This is a genomic window from Mesorhizobium sp. M4A.F.Ca.ET.020.02.1.1, assembly GCF_004022645.1.
Taxonomy (GTDB): domain Bacteria; phylum Pseudomonadota; class Alphaproteobacteria; order Rhizobiales; family Rhizobiaceae; genus Mesorhizobium.
Window position 1 is genome coordinate 1 of record NZ_RZOI01000004.1, and the last position, 17,159, is coordinate 17,159.

General features: G+C 62.6%; 26 protein-coding genes. 6 read left to right on the forward strand and 20 right to left on the reverse strand.

The window, feature by feature from the left end:
* Nucleotides 1-667 precede the first annotated feature (667 nt).
* On the reverse strand, nucleotides 668-1,333 hold the full coding sequence (locus EN742_RS00620) for a DUF6362 family protein (RefSeq protein ID WP_128332216.1): 666 nt from the start codon (nucleotides 1,331-1,333) through the stop codon (nucleotides 668-670).
* A 32-nt stretch (nucleotides 1,334-1,365) separates the two neighbouring features.
* Here EN742_RS00620 and EN742_RS00625 point away from each other — a divergent pair, with 32 nt between their 5' ends.
* Nucleotides 1,366-1,677 carry a hypothetical protein gene (locus EN742_RS00625; protein WP_128332217.1) on the forward strand — a complete coding sequence of 104 codons (312 nt, stop codon included), beginning with the start codon at nucleotides 1,366-1,368 and terminating at the stop codon, nucleotides 1,675-1,677.
* Nucleotides 1,678-1,763: 86 nt separating this feature from the next.
* Here EN742_RS00625 and EN742_RS00630 read toward each other — a convergent pair whose 3' ends face one another.
* The 4 genes from EN742_RS00630 to EN742_RS00645 are packed head-to-tail and all read right to left on the reverse strand — an operon-like array spanning nucleotide 1,764 to nucleotide 5,175.
* Complete coding sequence (locus tag EN742_RS00630; RefSeq protein WP_128332218.1) at nucleotides 1,764-2,039, reverse strand: hypothetical protein; 276 nt, start codon at nucleotides 2,037-2,039, stop codon at nucleotides 1,764-1,766.
* Nucleotides 2,036-2,563, reverse strand: a complete 528-nt coding sequence (locus tag EN742_RS00635) for a GIY-YIG nuclease family protein (protein WP_128332219.1) — start codon at nucleotides 2,561-2,563, stop codon at nucleotides 2,036-2,038. The genes EN742_RS00630 and EN742_RS00635 overlap by 4 nt, the downstream gene beginning before the upstream one ends.
* Nucleotides 2,563-4,842 (reverse strand): AAA family ATPase, encoded by a 2,280-nt coding sequence (locus tag EN742_RS00640; protein ID WP_128332220.1) that lies wholly within the window; start codon nucleotides 4,840-4,842, stop codon nucleotides 2,563-2,565. Before EN742_RS00640 ends, EN742_RS00635 begins: the two co-directional genes overlap by 1 nt.
* Before the next feature lie 42 nt (nucleotides 4,843-4,884).
* The gene (locus EN742_RS00645) at nucleotides 4,885-5,175 is read right to left on the reverse strand and encodes a hypothetical protein (protein WP_128332221.1); all 291 of its coding nucleotides are present in this window, start codon (nucleotides 5,173-5,175) and stop codon (nucleotides 4,885-4,887) included.
* Nucleotides 5,176-5,207: 32 nt separating this feature from the next.
* Here EN742_RS00645 and EN742_RS00650 point away from each other — a divergent pair, with 32 nt between their 5' ends.
* Nucleotides 5,208-5,882 carry a hypothetical protein gene (locus EN742_RS00650; RefSeq protein ID WP_128332222.1) on the forward strand — a complete coding sequence of 225 codons (675 nt, stop codon included), beginning with the start codon at nucleotides 5,208-5,210 and terminating at the stop codon, nucleotides 5,880-5,882.
* 11 nt (nucleotides 5,883-5,893) lie between these two features.
* On the opposite strand, the gene EN742_RS00655 is transcribed toward EN742_RS00650, so the two are convergent.
* The 14 genes from EN742_RS00655 to EN742_RS00710 form a co-directional block, all read right to left on the reverse strand.
* Complete coding sequence (locus EN742_RS00655) at nucleotides 5,894-6,115, reverse strand: hypothetical protein (protein ID WP_128332223.1); 222 nt, start codon at nucleotides 6,113-6,115, stop codon at nucleotides 5,894-5,896.
* Between the two features lie 5 nt (nucleotides 6,116-6,120).
* Complete coding sequence (locus EN742_RS00660) at nucleotides 6,121-7,836, reverse strand: ParB/RepB/Spo0J family partition protein (protein WP_128332224.1); 1,716 nt, start codon at nucleotides 7,834-7,836, stop codon at nucleotides 6,121-6,123.
* Entirely contained in the window at nucleotides 7,833-9,785 is a 1,953-nt protein-coding gene (locus EN742_RS00665; protein WP_189375076.1) for a DUF87 domain-containing protein, read from the reverse strand. The genes EN742_RS00660 and EN742_RS00665 overlap by 4 nt, the downstream gene beginning before the upstream one ends.
* Nucleotides 9,766-9,969 (reverse strand): hypothetical protein, encoded by a 204-nt coding sequence (locus tag EN742_RS37720; protein WP_189375077.1) that lies wholly within the window; start codon nucleotides 9,967-9,969, stop codon nucleotides 9,766-9,768. Before EN742_RS37720 ends, EN742_RS00665 begins: the two co-directional genes overlap by 20 nt.
* Complete coding sequence (locus EN742_RS00670; RefSeq protein WP_128332226.1) at nucleotides 9,966-10,442, reverse strand: hypothetical protein; 477 nt, start codon at nucleotides 10,440-10,442, stop codon at nucleotides 9,966-9,968. Before EN742_RS00670 ends, EN742_RS37720 begins: the two co-directional genes overlap by 4 nt.
* Entirely contained in the window at nucleotides 10,439-10,819 is a 381-nt protein-coding gene (locus EN742_RS00675) for a hypothetical protein (protein WP_128332227.1), read from the reverse strand. Before EN742_RS00675 ends, EN742_RS00670 begins: the two co-directional genes overlap by 4 nt.
* A complete protein-coding gene (locus EN742_RS00680) occupies nucleotides 10,816-11,544 on the reverse strand; it encodes a response regulator transcription factor (RefSeq protein WP_189375078.1) in 729 nt (242 codons plus the stop codon). Before EN742_RS00680 ends, EN742_RS00675 begins: the two co-directional genes overlap by 4 nt.
* Nucleotides 11,544-11,945, reverse strand: coding sequence for a helix-turn-helix domain-containing protein (locus EN742_RS37725; RefSeq protein WP_189375079.1), 402 nt, complete (start codon nucleotides 11,943-11,945; stop codon nucleotides 11,544-11,546). Before EN742_RS37725 ends, EN742_RS00680 begins: the two co-directional genes overlap by 1 nt.
* A complete protein-coding gene (locus EN742_RS00685) occupies nucleotides 11,945-12,331 on the reverse strand; it encodes a hypothetical protein (protein WP_245492212.1) in 387 nt (128 codons plus the stop codon). The genes EN742_RS37725 and EN742_RS00685 overlap by 1 nt, the downstream gene beginning before the upstream one ends.
* Entirely contained in the window at nucleotides 12,328-12,654 is a 327-nt protein-coding gene (locus tag EN742_RS00690; protein ID WP_128332229.1) for a hypothetical protein, read from the reverse strand. The genes EN742_RS00685 and EN742_RS00690 overlap by 4 nt, the downstream gene beginning before the upstream one ends.
* Nucleotides 12,654-13,262: a hypothetical protein gene (locus EN742_RS00695; RefSeq protein WP_128332230.1), complete on the reverse strand. Its 609-nt coding sequence runs from the start codon at nucleotides 13,260-13,262 to the stop codon at nucleotides 12,654-12,656. Before EN742_RS00695 ends, EN742_RS00690 begins: the two co-directional genes overlap by 1 nt.
* A 151-nt stretch (nucleotides 13,263-13,413) precedes the next feature.
* Nucleotides 13,414-13,932: a hypothetical protein gene (locus tag EN742_RS00700; protein ID WP_128332231.1), complete on the reverse strand. Its 519-nt coding sequence runs from the start codon at nucleotides 13,930-13,932 to the stop codon at nucleotides 13,414-13,416.
* Nucleotides 13,932-14,525, reverse strand: coding sequence for a GcrA family cell cycle regulator (locus EN742_RS00705; RefSeq protein WP_128332232.1), 594 nt, complete (start codon nucleotides 14,523-14,525; stop codon nucleotides 13,932-13,934). Before EN742_RS00705 ends, EN742_RS00700 begins: the two co-directional genes overlap by 1 nt.
* Entirely contained in the window at nucleotides 14,522-14,956 is a 435-nt protein-coding gene (locus tag EN742_RS00710; RefSeq protein ID WP_128332233.1) for a hypothetical protein, read from the reverse strand. The genes EN742_RS00705 and EN742_RS00710 overlap by 4 nt, the downstream gene beginning before the upstream one ends.
* A gap of 181 nt (nucleotides 14,957-15,137) precedes the next feature.
* On the opposite strand from EN742_RS00710, the gene EN742_RS00715 reads away from it, so the two are divergent.
* On the forward strand, nucleotides 15,138-15,386 hold the full coding sequence (locus tag EN742_RS00715) for a hypothetical protein (protein ID WP_128332234.1): 249 nt from the start codon (nucleotides 15,138-15,140) through the stop codon (nucleotides 15,384-15,386).
* Nucleotides 15,387-15,509: 123 nt separating this feature from the next.
* Nucleotides 15,510-15,707: a hypothetical protein gene (locus EN742_RS00720; RefSeq protein WP_128332235.1), complete on the forward strand. Its 198-nt coding sequence runs from the start codon at nucleotides 15,510-15,512 to the stop codon at nucleotides 15,705-15,707.
* Nucleotides 15,708-15,712: 5 nt separating this feature from the next.
* Here EN742_RS00720 and EN742_RS00725 read toward each other — a convergent pair whose 3' ends face one another.
* Nucleotides 15,713-15,955 (reverse strand): helix-turn-helix transcriptional regulator, encoded by a 243-nt coding sequence (locus tag EN742_RS00725; RefSeq protein ID WP_128332236.1) that lies wholly within the window; start codon nucleotides 15,953-15,955, stop codon nucleotides 15,713-15,715.
* A 93-nt stretch (nucleotides 15,956-16,048) separates the two neighbouring features.
* On the opposite strand from EN742_RS00725, the gene EN742_RS00730 reads away from it, so the two are divergent.
* Nucleotides 16,049-16,684, forward strand: coding sequence for a LexA family transcriptional regulator (locus EN742_RS00730; protein ID WP_245492213.1), 636 nt, complete (start codon nucleotides 16,049-16,051; stop codon nucleotides 16,682-16,684).
* Between the two features lie 14 nt (nucleotides 16,685-16,698).
* The gene (locus tag EN742_RS00735) at nucleotides 16,699-17,037 is read left to right on the forward strand and encodes a hypothetical protein (protein ID WP_128332238.1); all 339 of its coding nucleotides are present in this window, start codon (nucleotides 16,699-16,701) and stop codon (nucleotides 17,035-17,037) included.
* The last annotated feature ends 122 nt before the right edge of the window (nucleotides 17,038-17,159 follow it).

Genomic DNA, 17,159 nt, shown 5'->3' on the forward strand with positions numbered 1-17,159 from the left:
AGATTCGACCCCCCCCACCCCATTCAATAGCGCTGCCTCATCCGTTCGGCTCGAGCAGCTGCCGTCTTCAGGGTGTGATGCCGGCCGCAGAGGCATTGGCCGTTGTCGAGGTCGAGTGGCGCACCACCATCCTTTCGTTCGCGGATATGGTCGGCGAAGAGGCGTGATGGATATGAGACGGCGCAACGTCGACCGTCATCAACGGCCTGGCACCGGTAGCCGGCACGCTGCAGGACGCGGTCACGCCAAGCCCGATGCTCGGGGGTGAGGAGCTCTGGATCCGCCTTCTTCTCGATAGGTCGAGCGGTGCGGAGATCGAGCGTCCTGATGCCAGGTCTGATCTGCTTGGCCATTGAAGAGAGCTCTGCGACATGAGCGAGCGAGAGCTCGCGCTTCGTGGCGAACCGACGATTCTTTGATGTAGCACCAACCTGATAATCGTAGAGCTCTACGAAGGCGGCTGCGCGCTTACGCGCTCGCCTTCAGCTGCGCTTCTCAGAACTTGGCGTCTACGCGAGAGAGGGGAAGACGCGAAGAGAACACTAATTCGGCGCCGGAACGCAAGAACAATCTTCGAGGTGGTGCACCCGGTCCCTGAGGGACGTGGTCGGCTGCGGGTTTGCGGCGCTGTCGGTCCCGGTTGGTCCCCACCGTGGTCCCGCTGCGATCAGTCGATTTCCCTTGACGGGTGGGTGACTGGCGCCTGATCCGATGTTGATTCGGGAGGCTTCGTCTTGCGTTGCGCCCGCTTCTTGTTCGCCTTCTCGAGGCGCTTCCTCAGCGCCTTGATCTCGGCCTCGGTCGGGTATCTCGGTTTCGCCCCGGGCTCCAGGAAGTGGTTGGCATGCTTCGGGAACGATACCTTTTGTGATGCGTTTTCTGGCGTGATTTCGGACACGTCGTCAACGGCACCGTCCAAGCAGGCAAGACCCGATTGCGTCAATCGATCCGCGATGGCTTGGCAGATCGCGGTTATGGCGCGCCGAAGTGTTCGGGAATTGACGCCTTCCCTGGACGCGAAGTCGTTGAGGAATTTCCCCTTTTTGGTCTTCTGCCATGCCCAGGCGTAAAGAAGCTTACGCTCCGATTCAGCGGGATGCGCGTTGATCCAGCCCCATGTGGCCATCATTCTGGAGATCGCGCCTGGTGATGGCAAGCGGCGATAGCGCGCCGCGTTGTAGGCGTAGGACTCCTGCGGATCCTGCGGGAACGCCGGCCAGGCGGAGCCACCACCACCATAGTGGTTCGGGCAAAGCATTAGCGTTTCGGCGGCCTCAAGCACCCTGTACTCGACCGCCTTCGCCGTCCAGCACCCTCCTGCAGTTACCGTCATGCCGCCGCTCCCCGATCCCGCGCAATTGTATCATGGTCGCGCAGCTGCACCGCAATCAGGACGCGCATCACATGGGCAAGGGGGAGCCTGAGGCCGAGATGCTTCGCCTCTTCGCGGATCTTGGCCAGCGCGATACGATCGAATTGCTCGAAAAGGACGCCGCCCCGCGCCTCGATCGCCGGGTTTTCGAGGAGCGCCGACACCGCCTGGATGGTCTCGCTGTAGAGCTCCGTCGCATTGTCGCGGGTTTCGACGATGAGGCGGAGCGTCAACGCAAGGTGGGCCTCACCATGACGTTGCCCGATCTTTTTCAGCGTCTTTTTCGCGAAGCATTCTCGCGGTAGGCGAACTCGGCGCCAGCCCAGAGCGTCCGGCTTCAGCAGGCGGACGCCGCACTGTTCTGCAACCTTGAAGATGTCGGTCCGATGTTTCACCGGCCGCCTCCAAGCCGTGAGAACACGCGATCGCGCTCCTCGTCGAGGTCACGGTTGCGGTCATGGCGGAAGGTCTTCGAGGAGGTTTCGAGGGTCTTGGCCTCGGGTACCAGGAGCGCCTTGCCGGCCCTGATCGCTGCGTAGGCGTTGTCGAACCGCTTGGGCTTGCCGTCGGGTCCATCGATGATGTCGTCGGGCTGCCCGGGACGACGCAGCACCGCGAAGTAATGGTTGCCGAAGGGGAGTGCTTCGACGCGAGTTTCGTCCGTCATGACGCCCTCCGATAGGGGGACCGATCAGGGGGACCGACAGGGACGTGGCGGGACCATTCAGCGATGCGCTTCTTGTAAAGGGCCTTTAAAACCCCATGATTGGTGTGTTTTTTCGCCTTGGATAACGATGTCCCCTTCGGTCCCGCTTTTTTCAATCTGGGAGTATCTGCCGCCTTCCCCTCCGCCACGGCTTTTCGCCAGCGGATGTTGGCGCGGCATGCCTTTTTAGCTTCCTCTACCGTGAGCGAGAACCATTCGCCGATCAGCCGAGCATCGTCGAGTGCGTCATGGATGCGACCCTCCATAACCATCGCTCTGGCCCTGCTTGCGCCAATAAAGGCGGCGAAGACATAGAGCTTGTTGGGATTCCCCGTCTGCAAACCTTCGAGCCGGCTGGCGAGGAAGGCCGACTTCCCGATTTTGACCGGGCCGGCAGGATCATGCGCGATGATATAGACGAGCCCGAGACTGTTGCGTTGGGCAAGCTGGTCGATCCTGCATATCTGATCGGGTGTGTAGGGCATCAAAGCTGGATGTCCCCATCTATGACGTCAGCCATGCCAGCGCTGACGGGTTCCGGCTCCGATGCATAGGTACTGTCCGATGCGCGTTTGAAGCCCGGCACAGGCCTGCCGGTGAGCCAGACATATGGCTCGGCGCGGCCGATCCACTTCGCGCCAAGGAAACGTTCCCCGGAGCGTTGGAGCGCCTTCTTAACTCTCTCCTGCTTCTTCTTCGGGTCTTCATCCTCCATGATCATCGACAGCGCGGCGTATTCCTGCCGCCAGTACCCCATTCGGACCACCCGGGTGATGCTTCGCGGCAGCTTGAGCATCGGGGAGGGCGCCTCTCCATATTCCTCCAGCGCTTTGATGAGTGCCTGCATCGCGATGTTTTGCTGATCGGATAGCCGCTTGTCGTCATTGATTTCCGGAGCTTGCCCACCAGGCGCCGCGCAAACCACGCTGGTGAGCAGTTCCCCGGATGGTCGTCTGCCAAGGACGACCTGCTTCAGGATGAAATCCCAGCCGTGACCGCGTTCGCCATCCTTGTTCTTCTGCACGGTCGCGCGGTGGATCTGACGGACCAGCTGGGAGCCGTCATCACGGGTGCTGACATCGACCCTGGACGTGATTTCGAGTTCGATCGCGTTGTCGACATTGGCGAACAGCGAGGAGTGTCCGCGCGGGTTGTTGCCGTTCCTCGGCTTGTGGTGGACCATGAGGACCGCGGTTTTGCATTCGTCGCGGATGCGCTCCAGGTTGTTGAGCACCACCGACATATCCGTTGAGGCGTTCTCGTTGGCGCCTGGTGTCGCCGTTGCCAGCGTATCGATGACGACGAGCTCGAGCGGTGATGAAAAGGTGTCCGCCCAAGCCTTGATCTCCGCGATCAGCGCATCGGTGCCGCGTGAGGTCTCGATGTCTTCCTCGCCGGATTTCGCGAAGAGGTCGACACGCGATGGAAGCAGGATGAAATCGGGGTTCTCTTCCTTCTCCATGTAAGTCTGCCGGTAGGCGCGGATGCGTTTCTTCACGCCGATGCCGCCTTCGCCGGCCTGGTAGACGACGCCGCCACGTTTCACCGCACGACCGTTGAACGGGACGCCGCGGCACACCGCCATGCCGAGATCGATGGCTTCGAAGCTTTTCCCCGATCCCGATTCGCCATAGATCACGGCGACCTCATGCCGGGTGAGGATCTCGAAGATGAGATATTCGTGCTCCTGGCCGGGCTCATCGATGCGCGCGAAGGGCACCGCGTTGAACCGTGATTTCGGAAGCTCTTTCGTCCAAGGCTTCGATTGCTCGTCGACGATGTCGTACAAGGTCCCGACGTCGACGCCGGTCTGCGCCCAATCGTAGATGTCACCCTTGTTCGGCGCCTCCGGCCAGAACGACCGGATGTCGAGGATGCGCACCGAGGCCGCAACCGGCCGCAGTTGGGAGCCCACCAGCTGCATATGGACTCGGCCGACATCATCGTTGTCGGGGATCATGACGATGTGGGCGCCGGCGAGGATCTCGTTGTAGTGCGGCGCCCATTTCTTGGAGCCGCCGGCGTTGCAGGTCGCCGCGATCCCGACCTTCCAGAGCTCGTCGGCCTTTTTCTCGCCTTCCACGATGTGGATGGCCTGCCCCATCGCGATCGCCTCGAGGACCTCGGGCAGCCGGTAAAGTGGAAGCTCGTCGACGCCGGCGAAATGTCGACGCTCCGTCATCTTCCATTTTTCGAAGTTCGCCGCGGAATACCGGGTCCAGTTCTGGCCTTTGCCCTTCCGCATGTAGTCGTCGTCGATCAACCCATTGATCCAGACGTCGGCTTCCTCCTCGAAGCGACGGCGTTGCGTGAAGGTCTTCTCGATCTTTCCGTGCTTGTTCAGCTTCCAGGAGTCATCTGGAAGCCGGGTCTGGATGCGCGCGACTTGGAAGACGGGATTGCCATCGGCGTCGACATAATCCCAGGTGGCGACGGTCTCCTTCTTGCCGGGACCGGCGAGCTGGTTGCTGCCGCGCTGCGGTGACCCCTCGGGGAGCTCGAACCCGTTATCGCGTAGCCAGTCCACGGCTTCGCCTTCGGATAACCCTTGCAGCTTGCCCAGCATCCAAAGGGTGCCGCCGCCCTCGTTGTCCTGGTGGTCGAAGGCGACGCCCTTCTTGAGGTCGACCGACATCGATCCACTGTTCCCCCAGCGCAGCTCAACGCCCGGCTTCGACAGATGCGGGTTCGGTTCCCCCAGCAGCATCCTTGCCACTGGTTCGATGTGCTGCGCGAGCAGCCGGGAGAATGCGTCTGCTGACATGCTATGCGGCCACCTCGTCGGCCGACTTCCATGGCCCCTTGCTCATCGCCGCTCCACCGCCACGGTCTTGCCGCCACCGCGAAGCAGCTTGCCAAACCTCTCCTCGGCCTGGCTGAGTGCGGCACTAGCCTTCTCGCCGTCGCGGACAATCCCATCACCGAATAGGTGTTTCATCAGCGCGCGGTACGCAGCGACCTCGGCTTGATCCTTGGTGTCGAAGAGCTGCGGCTGCCCGTTTTGGCAAACCGCTTCCCACTCTGAGCGATGGATTTTCTTGAACTCGGCCCGGAAGCCATTCGATTCCGGGACGGCGCGGATCTCGGCGTCGTTCACAGAGCTCCTCCCCGCATGCTAAGCGTTCCCGCATGAGGCAGGATAAAAAGGATTTGGGGTGGCGACCGGTGGCGGCTTTTACGGCGATAGGAATCGCCGCATTTGTCGGCCACCGATTGTGGCCCACATTTTGCCCGCCTTTGACTGATGAGACGACGATGGTGTGCGCGCGGGAATGGATAGGTGCGCTGAGCGGCTGGGCTGCGTTCGCTGCAGCCGCCGCCAGCGTCCCTTACTTGATCCGCCAATGGCAGGAAGCTCGCAAGCAAACTAGTTTCACCATAGGGGATGATGAACCCACACTCGACGTGGTCGAGCATCTTCAGGAAGAAAATCGCCTGGTGGTGCGCATAGTGAACTGGAACCGCAGAGCGGTGTTTGTGACCGGGATCTATGCGACCACCAAGACGCGCCCGCAGCACATGGAAGACGATATCGGAATATGGCAAGTGCAGACCGCGGAGAGCGAAGATAGAAGCGGACGCCTCCCCATCCAAATCAAGGGATGGGAGCACCGCGGCGATCGACCAGGTTTTGCCCGCATTGATCTCTTCTTGCTCCGAAAACTTCCTGGCGAAGGGCAGGGATGGCAGCGGGACCAGTCGGTCCCTTTCCCCCGCGACGCCAAAATCACAACCAAGATGCTTATGCTGGGAAACGTGCACCGGGTCTTCGAGCTTGAGGCCGACGCGTTCCCGCAGATGTAGGGATAGCGAGTTCATCGAACGGGCCTCGTGATCTCGGCACGCAGTTCGGCCGCGTTGAGAGCCTTGCGAGCTATGATATCGAGGACGCGCCGACGCTCCTCCGACAAACCGCGGTCGAGCACCGCGACCAGGATCATCGCGACCTTCATGCCCCGCTCTGGTGGAACATCGGCCGGCTTCAGGTCGAGCGCGTCGAGGATCGCGGAGACCTCTTTGCCAAAATCGAGGATCATGCTGATCAGGCCGCCTCGTCTTCTTCCTCGTCGACGAGGTCTTCGTCGTCCGGCTCGGTTGGTGGCGCCTCCGCGATCGGCTTCGGCACCTCTCCCGGGCCCGGATAAGTCGGCGCCCGCAATTCCGGCGGCAGCCAGCCCGTTGGCGGCACGTTCTTGACGGCGAACTCGACGAGTTCCTTCTTCTTCAGCTTGTCCGCCTTGCGGGCCTCATCATCGTTGATTGCTTCGCGGATCGCGGTGATGACGAAGGGCTTCGCGACACTGTTGAAGTAGTCGGCGGCGTCGAAGGTCTCTCGCAGCGCCGCCGTCATGGTTTCGCCATCGATCCAGCCCTCGAGCGAGAGAGCGCCGCCACGGAACGGCTTATGCCTGGTGTCATGGCGCTGAAGATCGAGCGCACGAGCAGCGAGGCCGGCGGCGACGAGGCAGAGCTCGTCGTCACTCTTGTGGGCGAGGCGGCCCATGGCATCGACGAAGGATTCCTGCTCGCGGTGCGGGATCCCGCCGGCGAGGCCTTGCAGGGAGACCTTGACGGGCCCGTTGCCAACACCGCCGAGGAATCCGGCGAGCAGCGCGACTAGACCGAGGCGCGGTTCCAGCGCCAGCGCCTTTGCCATCGCGGTGGTGGCCTGGACGCTGAGGCGATGGTTGATGGCGTTGGAGATGGTCGGCGCCGACTTCTCCTTCGCAGCCTCATCGGTCGCCTTCGGCTTCGCGGCCGCCGGCTTCACGACACCGTAGGTGATTTCGAGCTCGCCGTTGTAGGTCAGCTTGACGACAGCGCCGGCCTTTGCCTTGTCAGCCTTGCTAGCCTTCTTCTTGCCGGACTTGAGCTTTTCCCAGGACCACGACCAATTGTTGGGCAGGTCGCTGTCAACTGCGGCCCAGGACCAGCCGTCGGCCAGCAGCTTGTCGACATGCTCCTGGAGCTTGTCGGCGACGAGCTTTTTCACCAGCGCGGGATCGGAAACGGCGTGCTCGCCTTCGAACAGATCCTCGACCAGCGTGCCGCCGGCGGCGACATAGGCGTCTTTGCCGACGAAATCGAGATGCTTGGCTGTGGTGCGGTCACCGGCACCGAATTCATGCCTGATGGTATGCGACCAGAGACTGCCCTGCTTGTCGAGCTTGTTGAAGACGCGCTCCTGCTCCTCGATCGAGACGGCGAGCGTGAAGGCGCGGATCGAATCGCGACCGTGGAACCGGTCGAACCTCCCGGCGCGCCAAGCCTCCAAGATCACGGGGGAGAGGCGCCCGAGCGCCAGCATGCGATCGACGCGCTTGGGATCGATGCCGAATCGAGCGGCGATTCGGCCTTTGTCGAGACCGCGATCGGCGAGGTCGCGGAAGGTCTCGTAGGTGTCGGCCTCGTGCTGGGGGAGGCGAATGAAGTTCTCCGCCTGGCTGAGCTCGCGCGCGGTCTCGTCGTCGGCGTCCCCGATGATCACGGGCACCTGGTAGCTCGGCGTCACCGCCACGCCATCGGCGGTATCACCATCAGTGGCGAGCTCGCAGAGGACGCGATGTCGGCGGTGGCCGGCGATGACCTTGAACTTGCCGGCGCCTGCGTCATGGCGCACGCGCAGAGCCTGGATGAGACCATGCGCCCGGATCGAGGCCTTCAGCTCCTCGATGCCCTCGTCAGTGCGGGTGCGGCGCGCGTTGATCGTCTCGTCAGGCTCGATCTCGGCGAGCGGAATCGTGATGGCTGTCGTCATGTCGGGTTCCTTTCGGTTGTCGGTTTAAGGAAGGAGACGCCCATCCGGTTGGCTTCCGCCGCGACATTGGCGTAGGGGCGACCGATTGCCTCGGCAGCCTCCTTCAGCTTCCTTCCTGATGCTTGGTAGTCGACGATGATCTGGCGCTCTTCCTCGGTCCAAGGACGGCGCTGCTTGATCCCGAGCTTGCTGGACTGCGCTGCGACCGAGCTCTCGGTGCGGCCAATCTCGGCGCAGATCTCCTTGACCGACTTGCCCTCGGCCTTTCGAGCGCGAAGGATCTCGTTTTCGGCCTCAGTGTAGGCGTCGCGCTTTCTCACGACGCCGTGCTTGGTTGAGAATTTGTGGAGAGCGGTGGGTCCTCGGATATAGCCGGCGGCTTTCAGATCGAGCAGCACATCGCCGTGCGTTTTGCCAACAGCTAGACCTTCAAGCGCGATCCGGGTCTCCTCTTCGGTCCAGAGATTGACCCGCGAGCCCGAGACGCCAAGTTTGATGGCTGCCATCTGGATCGCACCGAAGGAACGATCGTAGCCGGCGCTGGCAAGACTTTTCCGGATGTCGGCGATCGCGGCTCCGGCTTCGTAGCCATCGAGCACGAACTGATATTCTTCACCGGTCCATCCGCCGACGGTCCGCGTGTTCTTGATGCCGAGCGTCTGGCCTCGCACCGAGATCGCGCCGAGCGATCGGGCGGCGCCTCCGTTTGCGATCAGCAGTGCGGCCACCTCGGTTAGCTTCAGGCCCTTGGCGAAGCTGTCCCGCACGATCGCGTCGTCAGATGCGGTCCAGCCGCGCCGATGGTTGGTCGTGGCAGTCGGTTCCGCGACGAGGGCAGACGCCTCTTTCCTGGCGCTTGGCACCGCCATCAGCATGGCGGCGGCATCAGCGGCCGATATCGACGGCGGGGCCACGATCTCCGGCGAGGCGCCCTTATGCCTGGAGAGGACGGAGCCAGCCTTGAACCTGATGCGGCGCGGACCCGCAATGGCCGGCCCGATCGCGAGAAATTCGCCATCGGCCAAGGTGCGCAGCGCGCGACTGTGACCGAGCGTAAAGCCCAGCAACGAGCCGGCACGCTCGAGATCGCGGTCGAAGATGGTGCGGCCGACGACGACGTTGGTGGCCTTCGAAACGACCGCTTTCGCGGTTTCGGCGATACGCTGGGTCGCGATGACGCCGGCAACGCCACGCTTGCGGCCGCGCCCCATCATGTCGGACAGCATAGCCGTCGATCGTTTGCGGGTATCCGCCGTGACGTCGCCGGTGTCGTAATGCGGCGCCAGTGTTTGCGCCTCGTCGGCCAGCACTAGGAGTGGATGCCAGAACTGTTCCGGCGCGGTGAGCAGTCCCTCAGCGAGATCGGCCACGATGTCGAGGCGGTCCTCGGCGGTGGCGTCGGAGAGATCGAGGACGGCGCTGTAACGATGCTCGCGCAGATGATGCGCGAAGGTGGTGCCACCAACCCGAGCGATATCGGCGGCGGTCAGCACGGAAACATCGAAGTGCTCCTTCAGCGTCGAGAACTCCCCATCGGGATCGATGAGCAGCTGCTGGACGCGACCGAAGGCTTTTTCGAAGATGCGACGGAGCAGCATTGATTTGCCGGCGCCGCTGTTGCCTTGAATAAGCAGGCGGCCGTCGATCAGCTTGGCGAGATCAATACCAACCGGCTCGCCTTTGCTGGTCGCACCGATGTGGATGTCGCCATCGGTGATCGGCCGCGCCGGCGCCGAGGTCTCGATCGAGACGACAGCCGGGCACGGCTGCTCGACCGGCTCATCTTCCTCGATGCGCACCGGGGACGGAACGCCAGCTTCTTGCGCAAGTAGCGCCGCGACCTTCTGGTCGGCAGGCGATAGCTTCGCCATGGCCTCGGGCTTCGGGAATGAAATTCCGAAGCGGCGATCTATCGGCCGCTCGCCGGCTTCACGAATGAGCTGTTGCATAGCGAGGCTCCTTTGTCGCGAGGTTCCGCCACTCCGTTGCGCCTTCGACATCGCGCATCGCATCTCGATCGAGCGCATGGCTCATCTCGGCGGCGGTGCGCCGCAACAGGTCAGTCGCCCAGTCGGCAGTGACGTCGACGAGCTCCTCGAGCTGGCGGCTAGCGTTGGAAAGCGGGCCTGTCATTTGCCACCTCCGACGCCAGCGGCGTTCAACCGATAGATTTCGGTGGCCGCAGCGAGCTGGCGACCGAGGCCCTTGATCGTCTTGGCAGCAGGATCGTCGGCGAGGACGAGGCCGGCGTTGAGCATCACCTCGTTGAGGGTGAAGGATTGCTCTGCCGTCGGGACACCTGCCTTGATCGCGAGGATTGAGAAGGCGCCTTCGCCGGCGCGGATCTCGCGGAGGGTGTCGGGTTGACCGAACACCTGGTTGACGAGGATCGTCTGACTTGTCGGGACCGCGGGCGGTGTGACATCGCCTCTGAAGACGAGCTCGACGCCATAGTCGGCCAAGATGCGGATGAGGTGATCGGCGCGCCGGCGGACCTCCTCGGCGGCGGCATCGTCACCGACCATATCAGCCCACAACGGCCGGATGAGGCCGTAGCGTTCACGGCGCATGCACTCCGCCATGATGTCCCGGATTTCTCGGCTCATATGCCGCCTCCGGCGTCGCGCATCGGTTCGGCGGCCGCGATCTCATCGAGACGCGCATAAACGGCGTCGCGGGCGGCGCGCAGCGCCTCTCCGGCGGCCGTGACTGCGTCGATCAGCGGCTTGAGGTCTTCACGGCAACGCCGCTGGATCTCGCCTAGCTCAGCGATGGTGCCGATCGCGCGCACATAGGAGACGTCGGTCAAGTGCTTGTATGGCTGCCCAGCGCCGGCCAAGCCTTGCTGTTCGACCAGCATCTCATTCCCATCGGCCCAGACAACGGAGCCTAGCCACCATTCGCCTGGCATGCTGTGGCCCGGCATCCCGAGAAGGACAGTCATCCCCGGTGTCATCTTCTGACGAGCGATCGGCTTGCTCATCCCTGCAGCCTCCGCCCAACTTGGCTTACCGATGGCGTGTAGCCTTCGGGGACGAAACGGAACCCCTGGCCCCAGACGGTCTCAATGGCATCGATGCCGCCGGTCGCTGCCGAGATCTTCTTGCGAAGCTTGCAGACGAAGACGTCGATGATCTTCAAATGCGGTTCATCGCGCCCGTTGTAGAGCGCCAGCATGCACATCGCCTTGGTGATGACGGCGCCAGGGCGCGCCGCTAGGGTGGAGAGCAGCACGGTTTCTTGATGGGTGAGATGCACGTTGGCGACGTCACCGATCAGCTCGCCGGTGGTCGGCTTGAGGATGCAGCCCGGGAGCTTGATGATCGAGGGATTGCCGTCACGCTGGCGGCGCTGTAGCGCGAACAGCCTCGATACCAGCTCGGTTGCGTCGATCGGCCAGGGCTGCGCGTCGTCGGCGCCGGCGTTCAGCGCAACAGCTCGTCCCGGCGCGCCGGTGATGACGGATTGCTCGTCGATAAGCGCGAAGAGCGGATTGCGGACATCCGCCATGCGGAGTTCCCGACACATCTTGGCGGCGCTCTCGGGGCCCAGCGCCAGGAAGAGGCCCATCGCGTCGGGGTCACGGAAGAGCAGCGACCCGAATTCCTGTGGAGCCGGCTCGATCTCGCAACCGATGTCGACGCCTTCGAGCACCGCCTCGATCTGGATCGCGATCGACGGATTTGGGGAGCAGACGAGAACACGCATCAGGCCGCCCTCGCTAGCATGAGGCGCGCCCTGGCGCGGCAGGCCTCGTCCATCTCGAAGCCGAGGCTGTAGATCGTGGTGAAGTCGATTCCGAGCGGCCGCAACTTCTTGCGGATTCGCTTGACGTGCGAGCGGATCGCTTCGCCGACGTCGTTGATCATGTCGAGCCTGTCGACGTCGTAGATCGCGGACTGAATCTGGCCATAGGTGGCGACGCCACATCGCACCAGCAGCGTGAAGATCGTCGCCTCCGCCTCGGTGAGGGATAGCGTCAGCCTTGCGGTCTCGGTGTCGTCGCCGCCGACCAATTTGGCGATCGTGGCGCGCAGTTGCCGGTTCTCCTCCTCGAGAATCTCGATGCGGTCGCGGGCGCCTTGCGGGAACACTTCGTGCCGCGTCATCACGACCCCCGCCTAGGCACGAACAGACAGATCGCCTTGCCGGCGTCGAGGCCTGACTGATGGGCGCACCAATGGAATTCGCCGTCGGGAGAGTCCTTGATCCGCTTGTCGCCGTAGGGGATCACCTCGCCGGCGGGGGTATGATAGCCGTCAGGTTTCTCCTGCACCTCGCCAGTGGCCTGCCTGCAGTCGTAGTTCGCACAGCACGCAAATGGATAGCTCCAGCCGTGCGGCAATTCCGCCGTCGGTTTCGCATCATGCGCAGCAGCAGCCCCGCACATGATGAAGATGATCAGCGCGATGGAGGCGACCAGCACAGCGACAGCCAGCGCCAAGCCGAACGCGCTATGTTGGCGAAAGCGTCCGTTGGATGGGCGCGCGCTCATGCGGGCACCACGTCGACGCGGCGCACGATCGGCGCGAAGGCCCGACGAAAGACATCGATCCGCCTGTCGTCGAGCGGCTTGAATGCCCTGGCGTCAAAGACCGGTTCATACGGCCCGATCGAGCTCGGATATTCCGGGTTGCGGATTTCGTCGAACCGCAGGAAGAGCAGATGACGGCCGTCCGGAACGCGAAACGCTTCAATGGTCCTGATCCTGTAGACGGCACCTTTGCGCGGAAGCGTCATGCCGTCCGGGCAAAGCCCGGTGAAGTACAGGTTGTCGTCGATGCAGGCGACGAGTTGGCCGAGACGGTAGCCATCCATCAGAATTCCCCCGGTATCGCTGGTTTTTCGTATCGGCGCTTCAGCTCTTCGGCTTCGCGCTTGCGGCGTTCCGAAGCCACGAAGAGGTCATCGACAGGTTGGGTGTAGCGAGGCGCCGAGGTGGACTCGACGTAGGACCACACCGCGAGCGCATCGCTGCGATCGAAGGATTGATCTTCGTCGTCCTTCTCGATCCAGCCCAGCGCCCGGCATTTCGCCATGATGGCGGACTTCTGGTCGCCGGTGCCGCGGTTGACGAAATGCTTCTTCACCGACGCCTGGTTGACGCGGATGTGCTGATAGACCTTCAGCTGAAAAGCCATGAATTCAAGAACCGCCGGAAGCCCCAACAGGATGGTTGCGGTCTGGATGTTGGTCTGACCCTGGACGAAGGAACCCGGCAGCGGCGCCTCAATGGCGAGGATGTCGACCTGGTGCTGATCGATGAAGCGGGTGATCCAACGGCCGGCGCCTGAGAAGATGGCGCCACGCGAGGAGTTATCCTTGGCGCACTCGATCGAGCCGGAGACCGGCTTAGAACCGGCGGCGCCGTAGGCCCAGCCCATACGTCGAGCGGCGTCGATCGCGAGAATGCGAGGTGCAGACATCCCAAGTCCTCGTGCCCTTTGGGCTCAGTCTTTTTGGTGGGGCGACCGGCCCGAAGGCCGGTCAGGCGCTGCACGTTGACGTTTCTCGGCTTTGCCAGCAGCATCCATGGCGTCGTTCAAACCGCCGCCCCTATCCCGCTCGCGCGGGAATTCAGTGTTTCGCGCCGGCGCCGTCCCATTCCTCTTTCGAGGCTCCGGCGCGCACCGCATCGACGACGGCCGCCGTGGTGGCGTCCTGCTTCTCGTCGTCGCCATCTTCATCTTCGTCCTCGTCCTCGCGGCTCACCGCGGCGGCGCCGAGGCCAAAGCTGGCGAAATCGTCACCAAGGGCAGTGCGAATATCGACGGCGAAATCGCGATCGTCGTCTTCGAGGCTGTCGAGCTTGTTGTCGGCGCGGTCGGCGAGGGCCTCCGCCTTCCTGCGCAACTTCTGCGCATCGGCAATGGCGCGAACGATGCCCTTGCTGACGCCCTGCTTCTTCGCGTCTTCCAGGATCGACTTCTGATCGTCGTTGGCGATCTTCTGGATCGCCCGCTTCTTCACCTTGAAGTCGGCGTCGAGCTGCCGGATCTTCTCCTCGCGATCCTGCTCGATGCGGTCGAACTCCTCGATGAACGAGGCGGCTTCGGATGGTGTCGCGCGGTTGGGCCGCTCGTGCACTTTCGTCATCAGGAAATCCTTTCTGCCGAGCGGTGGCCGGCGCGTTGACGGACGGTGGCGGGGGTGTGGGCAAGACGGCCGTGGTACTTGCAGTAGGGGCCGGTCTCCGCGGTGTCGTTCCCGCAGAATCCGAAGACCTCGGTCAGCGGATCACCGTGCGGCCATTTGCAGGTGCGTTCGGTGAGCTCGATGAGCTTCAGATTGCGGGAAACAGGAATGCTGGTTTCGATCGGCCGGTGCGCCTCGCCGGCGACGAGATGGGCGGGAAGACCTGGTGAGGCCGCTCGCTGTTCCGCCCGCGCCTTGAAATCTGATGCTGGCGGGTTGTTGGCGCCGCGCCAGGAGCTGGTCTGCTGCACCATCTTGGTGGTGCGGGGTCTTTGCTTTGTCCCCTTGGGCCTCGCTGATGCGCCAGCCCTGCGCACCGGTGGGTTAAGCCCGGTGACCTTCATCCGGTTCACGGCGCCGGCGATCTGGCAGCGGCCGCAATTCAGGAAAAGCGAGGCGATGGAGTTGTTGCTCAACCCGGCCGCTAGATGCGGTCGGATCGCTTCAGCCTTCTCCCTCGCCGTGAGGTTCTTCCAGTCTGGGAGATCGCTCATCGGGCGCCACCCCGTGGCGCCTGGCGCGTCGCCTGTTTTCCCAGCGCAGCCACAGCCACGCGATAAGCTTTCGAATTGGTCGCATCTGTCCCCAGCAGTTCCGCTTTGCGGAGTTCTTCTTCGATTCGCTGGTCGAGCCTGCCCAGCTCGTCCTCGTAGGCACTGCGAAGCCTCATGTAGAGGCTGACCATCATATCCTTTGGCGGCCGATAACGAAGCCCCCAAAGTACCGATCGAGCGACATGATACTTGCGCTCGCACCTCGCCATCGCTGCATCGACGGTGTCGCCTGGCCCGCGGAACTCGCGGCGGATCAAGTAGTCCGCCCAGCCCCGCGCCTCATTGACGTAGGCGTCAGACATCTTTGCACCTCGTGCAAGGGATTCTTGATTCTCGCGCAAAGGGCTTTTGCGCACGTGCAACTCGGACATCGCTATTCTCCAATCCAGCGACGGAATGCGGAGACGGCGATGAACAAGCGGAACGGAAAGAGGGGTGGGCCACCAAGCCAGGTTGCCAAGGCGAGGGGCCCACCATGCCGGCCAGGGACTGCCGGCGATCGCGCGGGACTGGTGACACAGCGCGCGGGCTGGAAAATGAGGGATGCCGAAGATGAATACCGACGGCCACGGCAGCACGCCGAAACTTACCGAACCGGAGCCGCTTCCCAGTCTCTTCGTGACGGGGTACGCAATTCAGGTCGTCGAGGAAAATATTATCCGGCTGCTCTTTTGGACCGAACTTCCGGAAATCGGCGGACAGGAGCATGAAGCGCGCCTCCAGGCGCGTATTGCCATGCCGATCAAGACCTTTCGAAGTCTTATTTCCGAGGCTCGAAAAATTAGCCGAAGCAAGCAATGAAACCGGTTGGAAACCATTCCTGCCAAAACCGGTGTAACTCGCATAATGAACTGTTTTTGAACCTGCCCCTCTGTGATGAATTGCTGACGCGCATTGCCGGCGCAGCATTTCGGGGAGGTGGGGATGACGCAGCCAACGCTGTTCGTCGAAGAGATCCGTGTTGTCGTCGAAGACAACTTCGTCCACCTCGTTGGCATGACCACCGCCGACGGCAACCGACACTCCGAGCGACTGCCTGTTTCGCACGTTGTGATGAGCAACGAAGCCTTTCGGAAGATGCTCGCGGAGGGCCGCAGCCGGCTGGCGAAGGGCGGGCATTGAGGTGGTCATTCGGCCGCCTCGCTCGCAGCTTCAAGGAAAGCGCGGCGCGTCTCGTTAAGGTCCTGGAGAGTGACATCGCCGCCGGCAACGGACACGATTTTGTCGGCCAGGATGGCATCGACGGGAGCTTCGCCGGTCTCGATTCGCTGAACTCGCCTCGACGGATTGGCGCCCTGGCCGATGCCGAGCAGCTCGGCCAGCTCCTTGAGCGTCTTCTGTTCACGGGTGCGCCAATCGCGAAGTTTCATGCTCTCAATTAGCGTCGAACGCTAATGATTTGTCAAGCGAGATTAGCGTGTGGCGCGAATTACAGCGTTAGCGGCAAACGCTATAATCGCCAAGTGATTACGAACATTGCAAAAATTCGGGATGCCAAGGGTTTGTCGCAAAGCGAGCTTGCTGACAGGCTCGGCATGCATGTGACAAATCTGAACAAGATCGAGCGGGGCAAATCATCCCCCGCGATGGCTCGATACGAGCAGATCGCGGCGGAGCTCGGCGTTTCGGTGGCGCAGCTGTTCGCGGAATCGCCGGACCTTGGCACTCGTTCGGTGACCGTCAAGGGCTTCGTCCAAGCCGGCCACTGGGCTGAGACTTGGGAATGGGGCGACGATGACCAGTACCAGGTTCCGATCGAGGATGATCCCGCGCTAAGGCCGTTTATGCTTCACGCTGCGGAGACGCGCGGCCCTTCGATGAACAAGCGCTATCCGGAGCGCACTGTCTTGGTGTTCACCGACATCATCGAGACCGGCGCCGCGCTCGAGCTGGGGAAGCGCTACATCGTGGAACGCGAGCGCGCTGACGGCATGCGTGAGGCTACCGTCAAAACGCTGTGGCGCGATGACGCAGGCAAGATCTGGCTGTTGCCAGAATCGGATGACCCCCGCTTTCAGCAGCCGATCCCGATCGAGGGTAACGAAGACGATACGGTCCGCGTCATTGGACGGGTCGTCGGATCCTGGAGCAGGGAATGAGGCGAATCGGCGTCATGGTGATGATCGCGGCCATCGCCTGGCCGGCCACCGCGGCACCGCTATCCGATGCCCAGCAAACCGCCGTGCAGTCCTCGATTCTCGGCATCCTCAAGGATCCTGATAGCGCTCGGTTTTCGGTGATGTCGGCGGCACCCCAGGCCACCGGCGAGACAATCGTGTGCGGAACCGTCAACGCGAAAAATGAGATGGGCGGCTATGTCGGGCCGGCTCCATTTTACGGCAAGCTCTACGGCGATGGTCAGTTCTATCTCGCCAGCCTTGCCGGTGGTGCTGCTGAAGCTTCAAACATCGTCGCTCGCTGCGAAGCGCTTGGTGCCAATATCGACCGATAGTTTGTTGACAACGGTGAAGCGCGCGGTCTAACCGCGCGCGCTTCCACGCGCTCGGTTGGAGATTATCTCTAACCTTCATCGTAGAGCTCTACGTTACACGAATCGTGATTTCACTCTGCGAT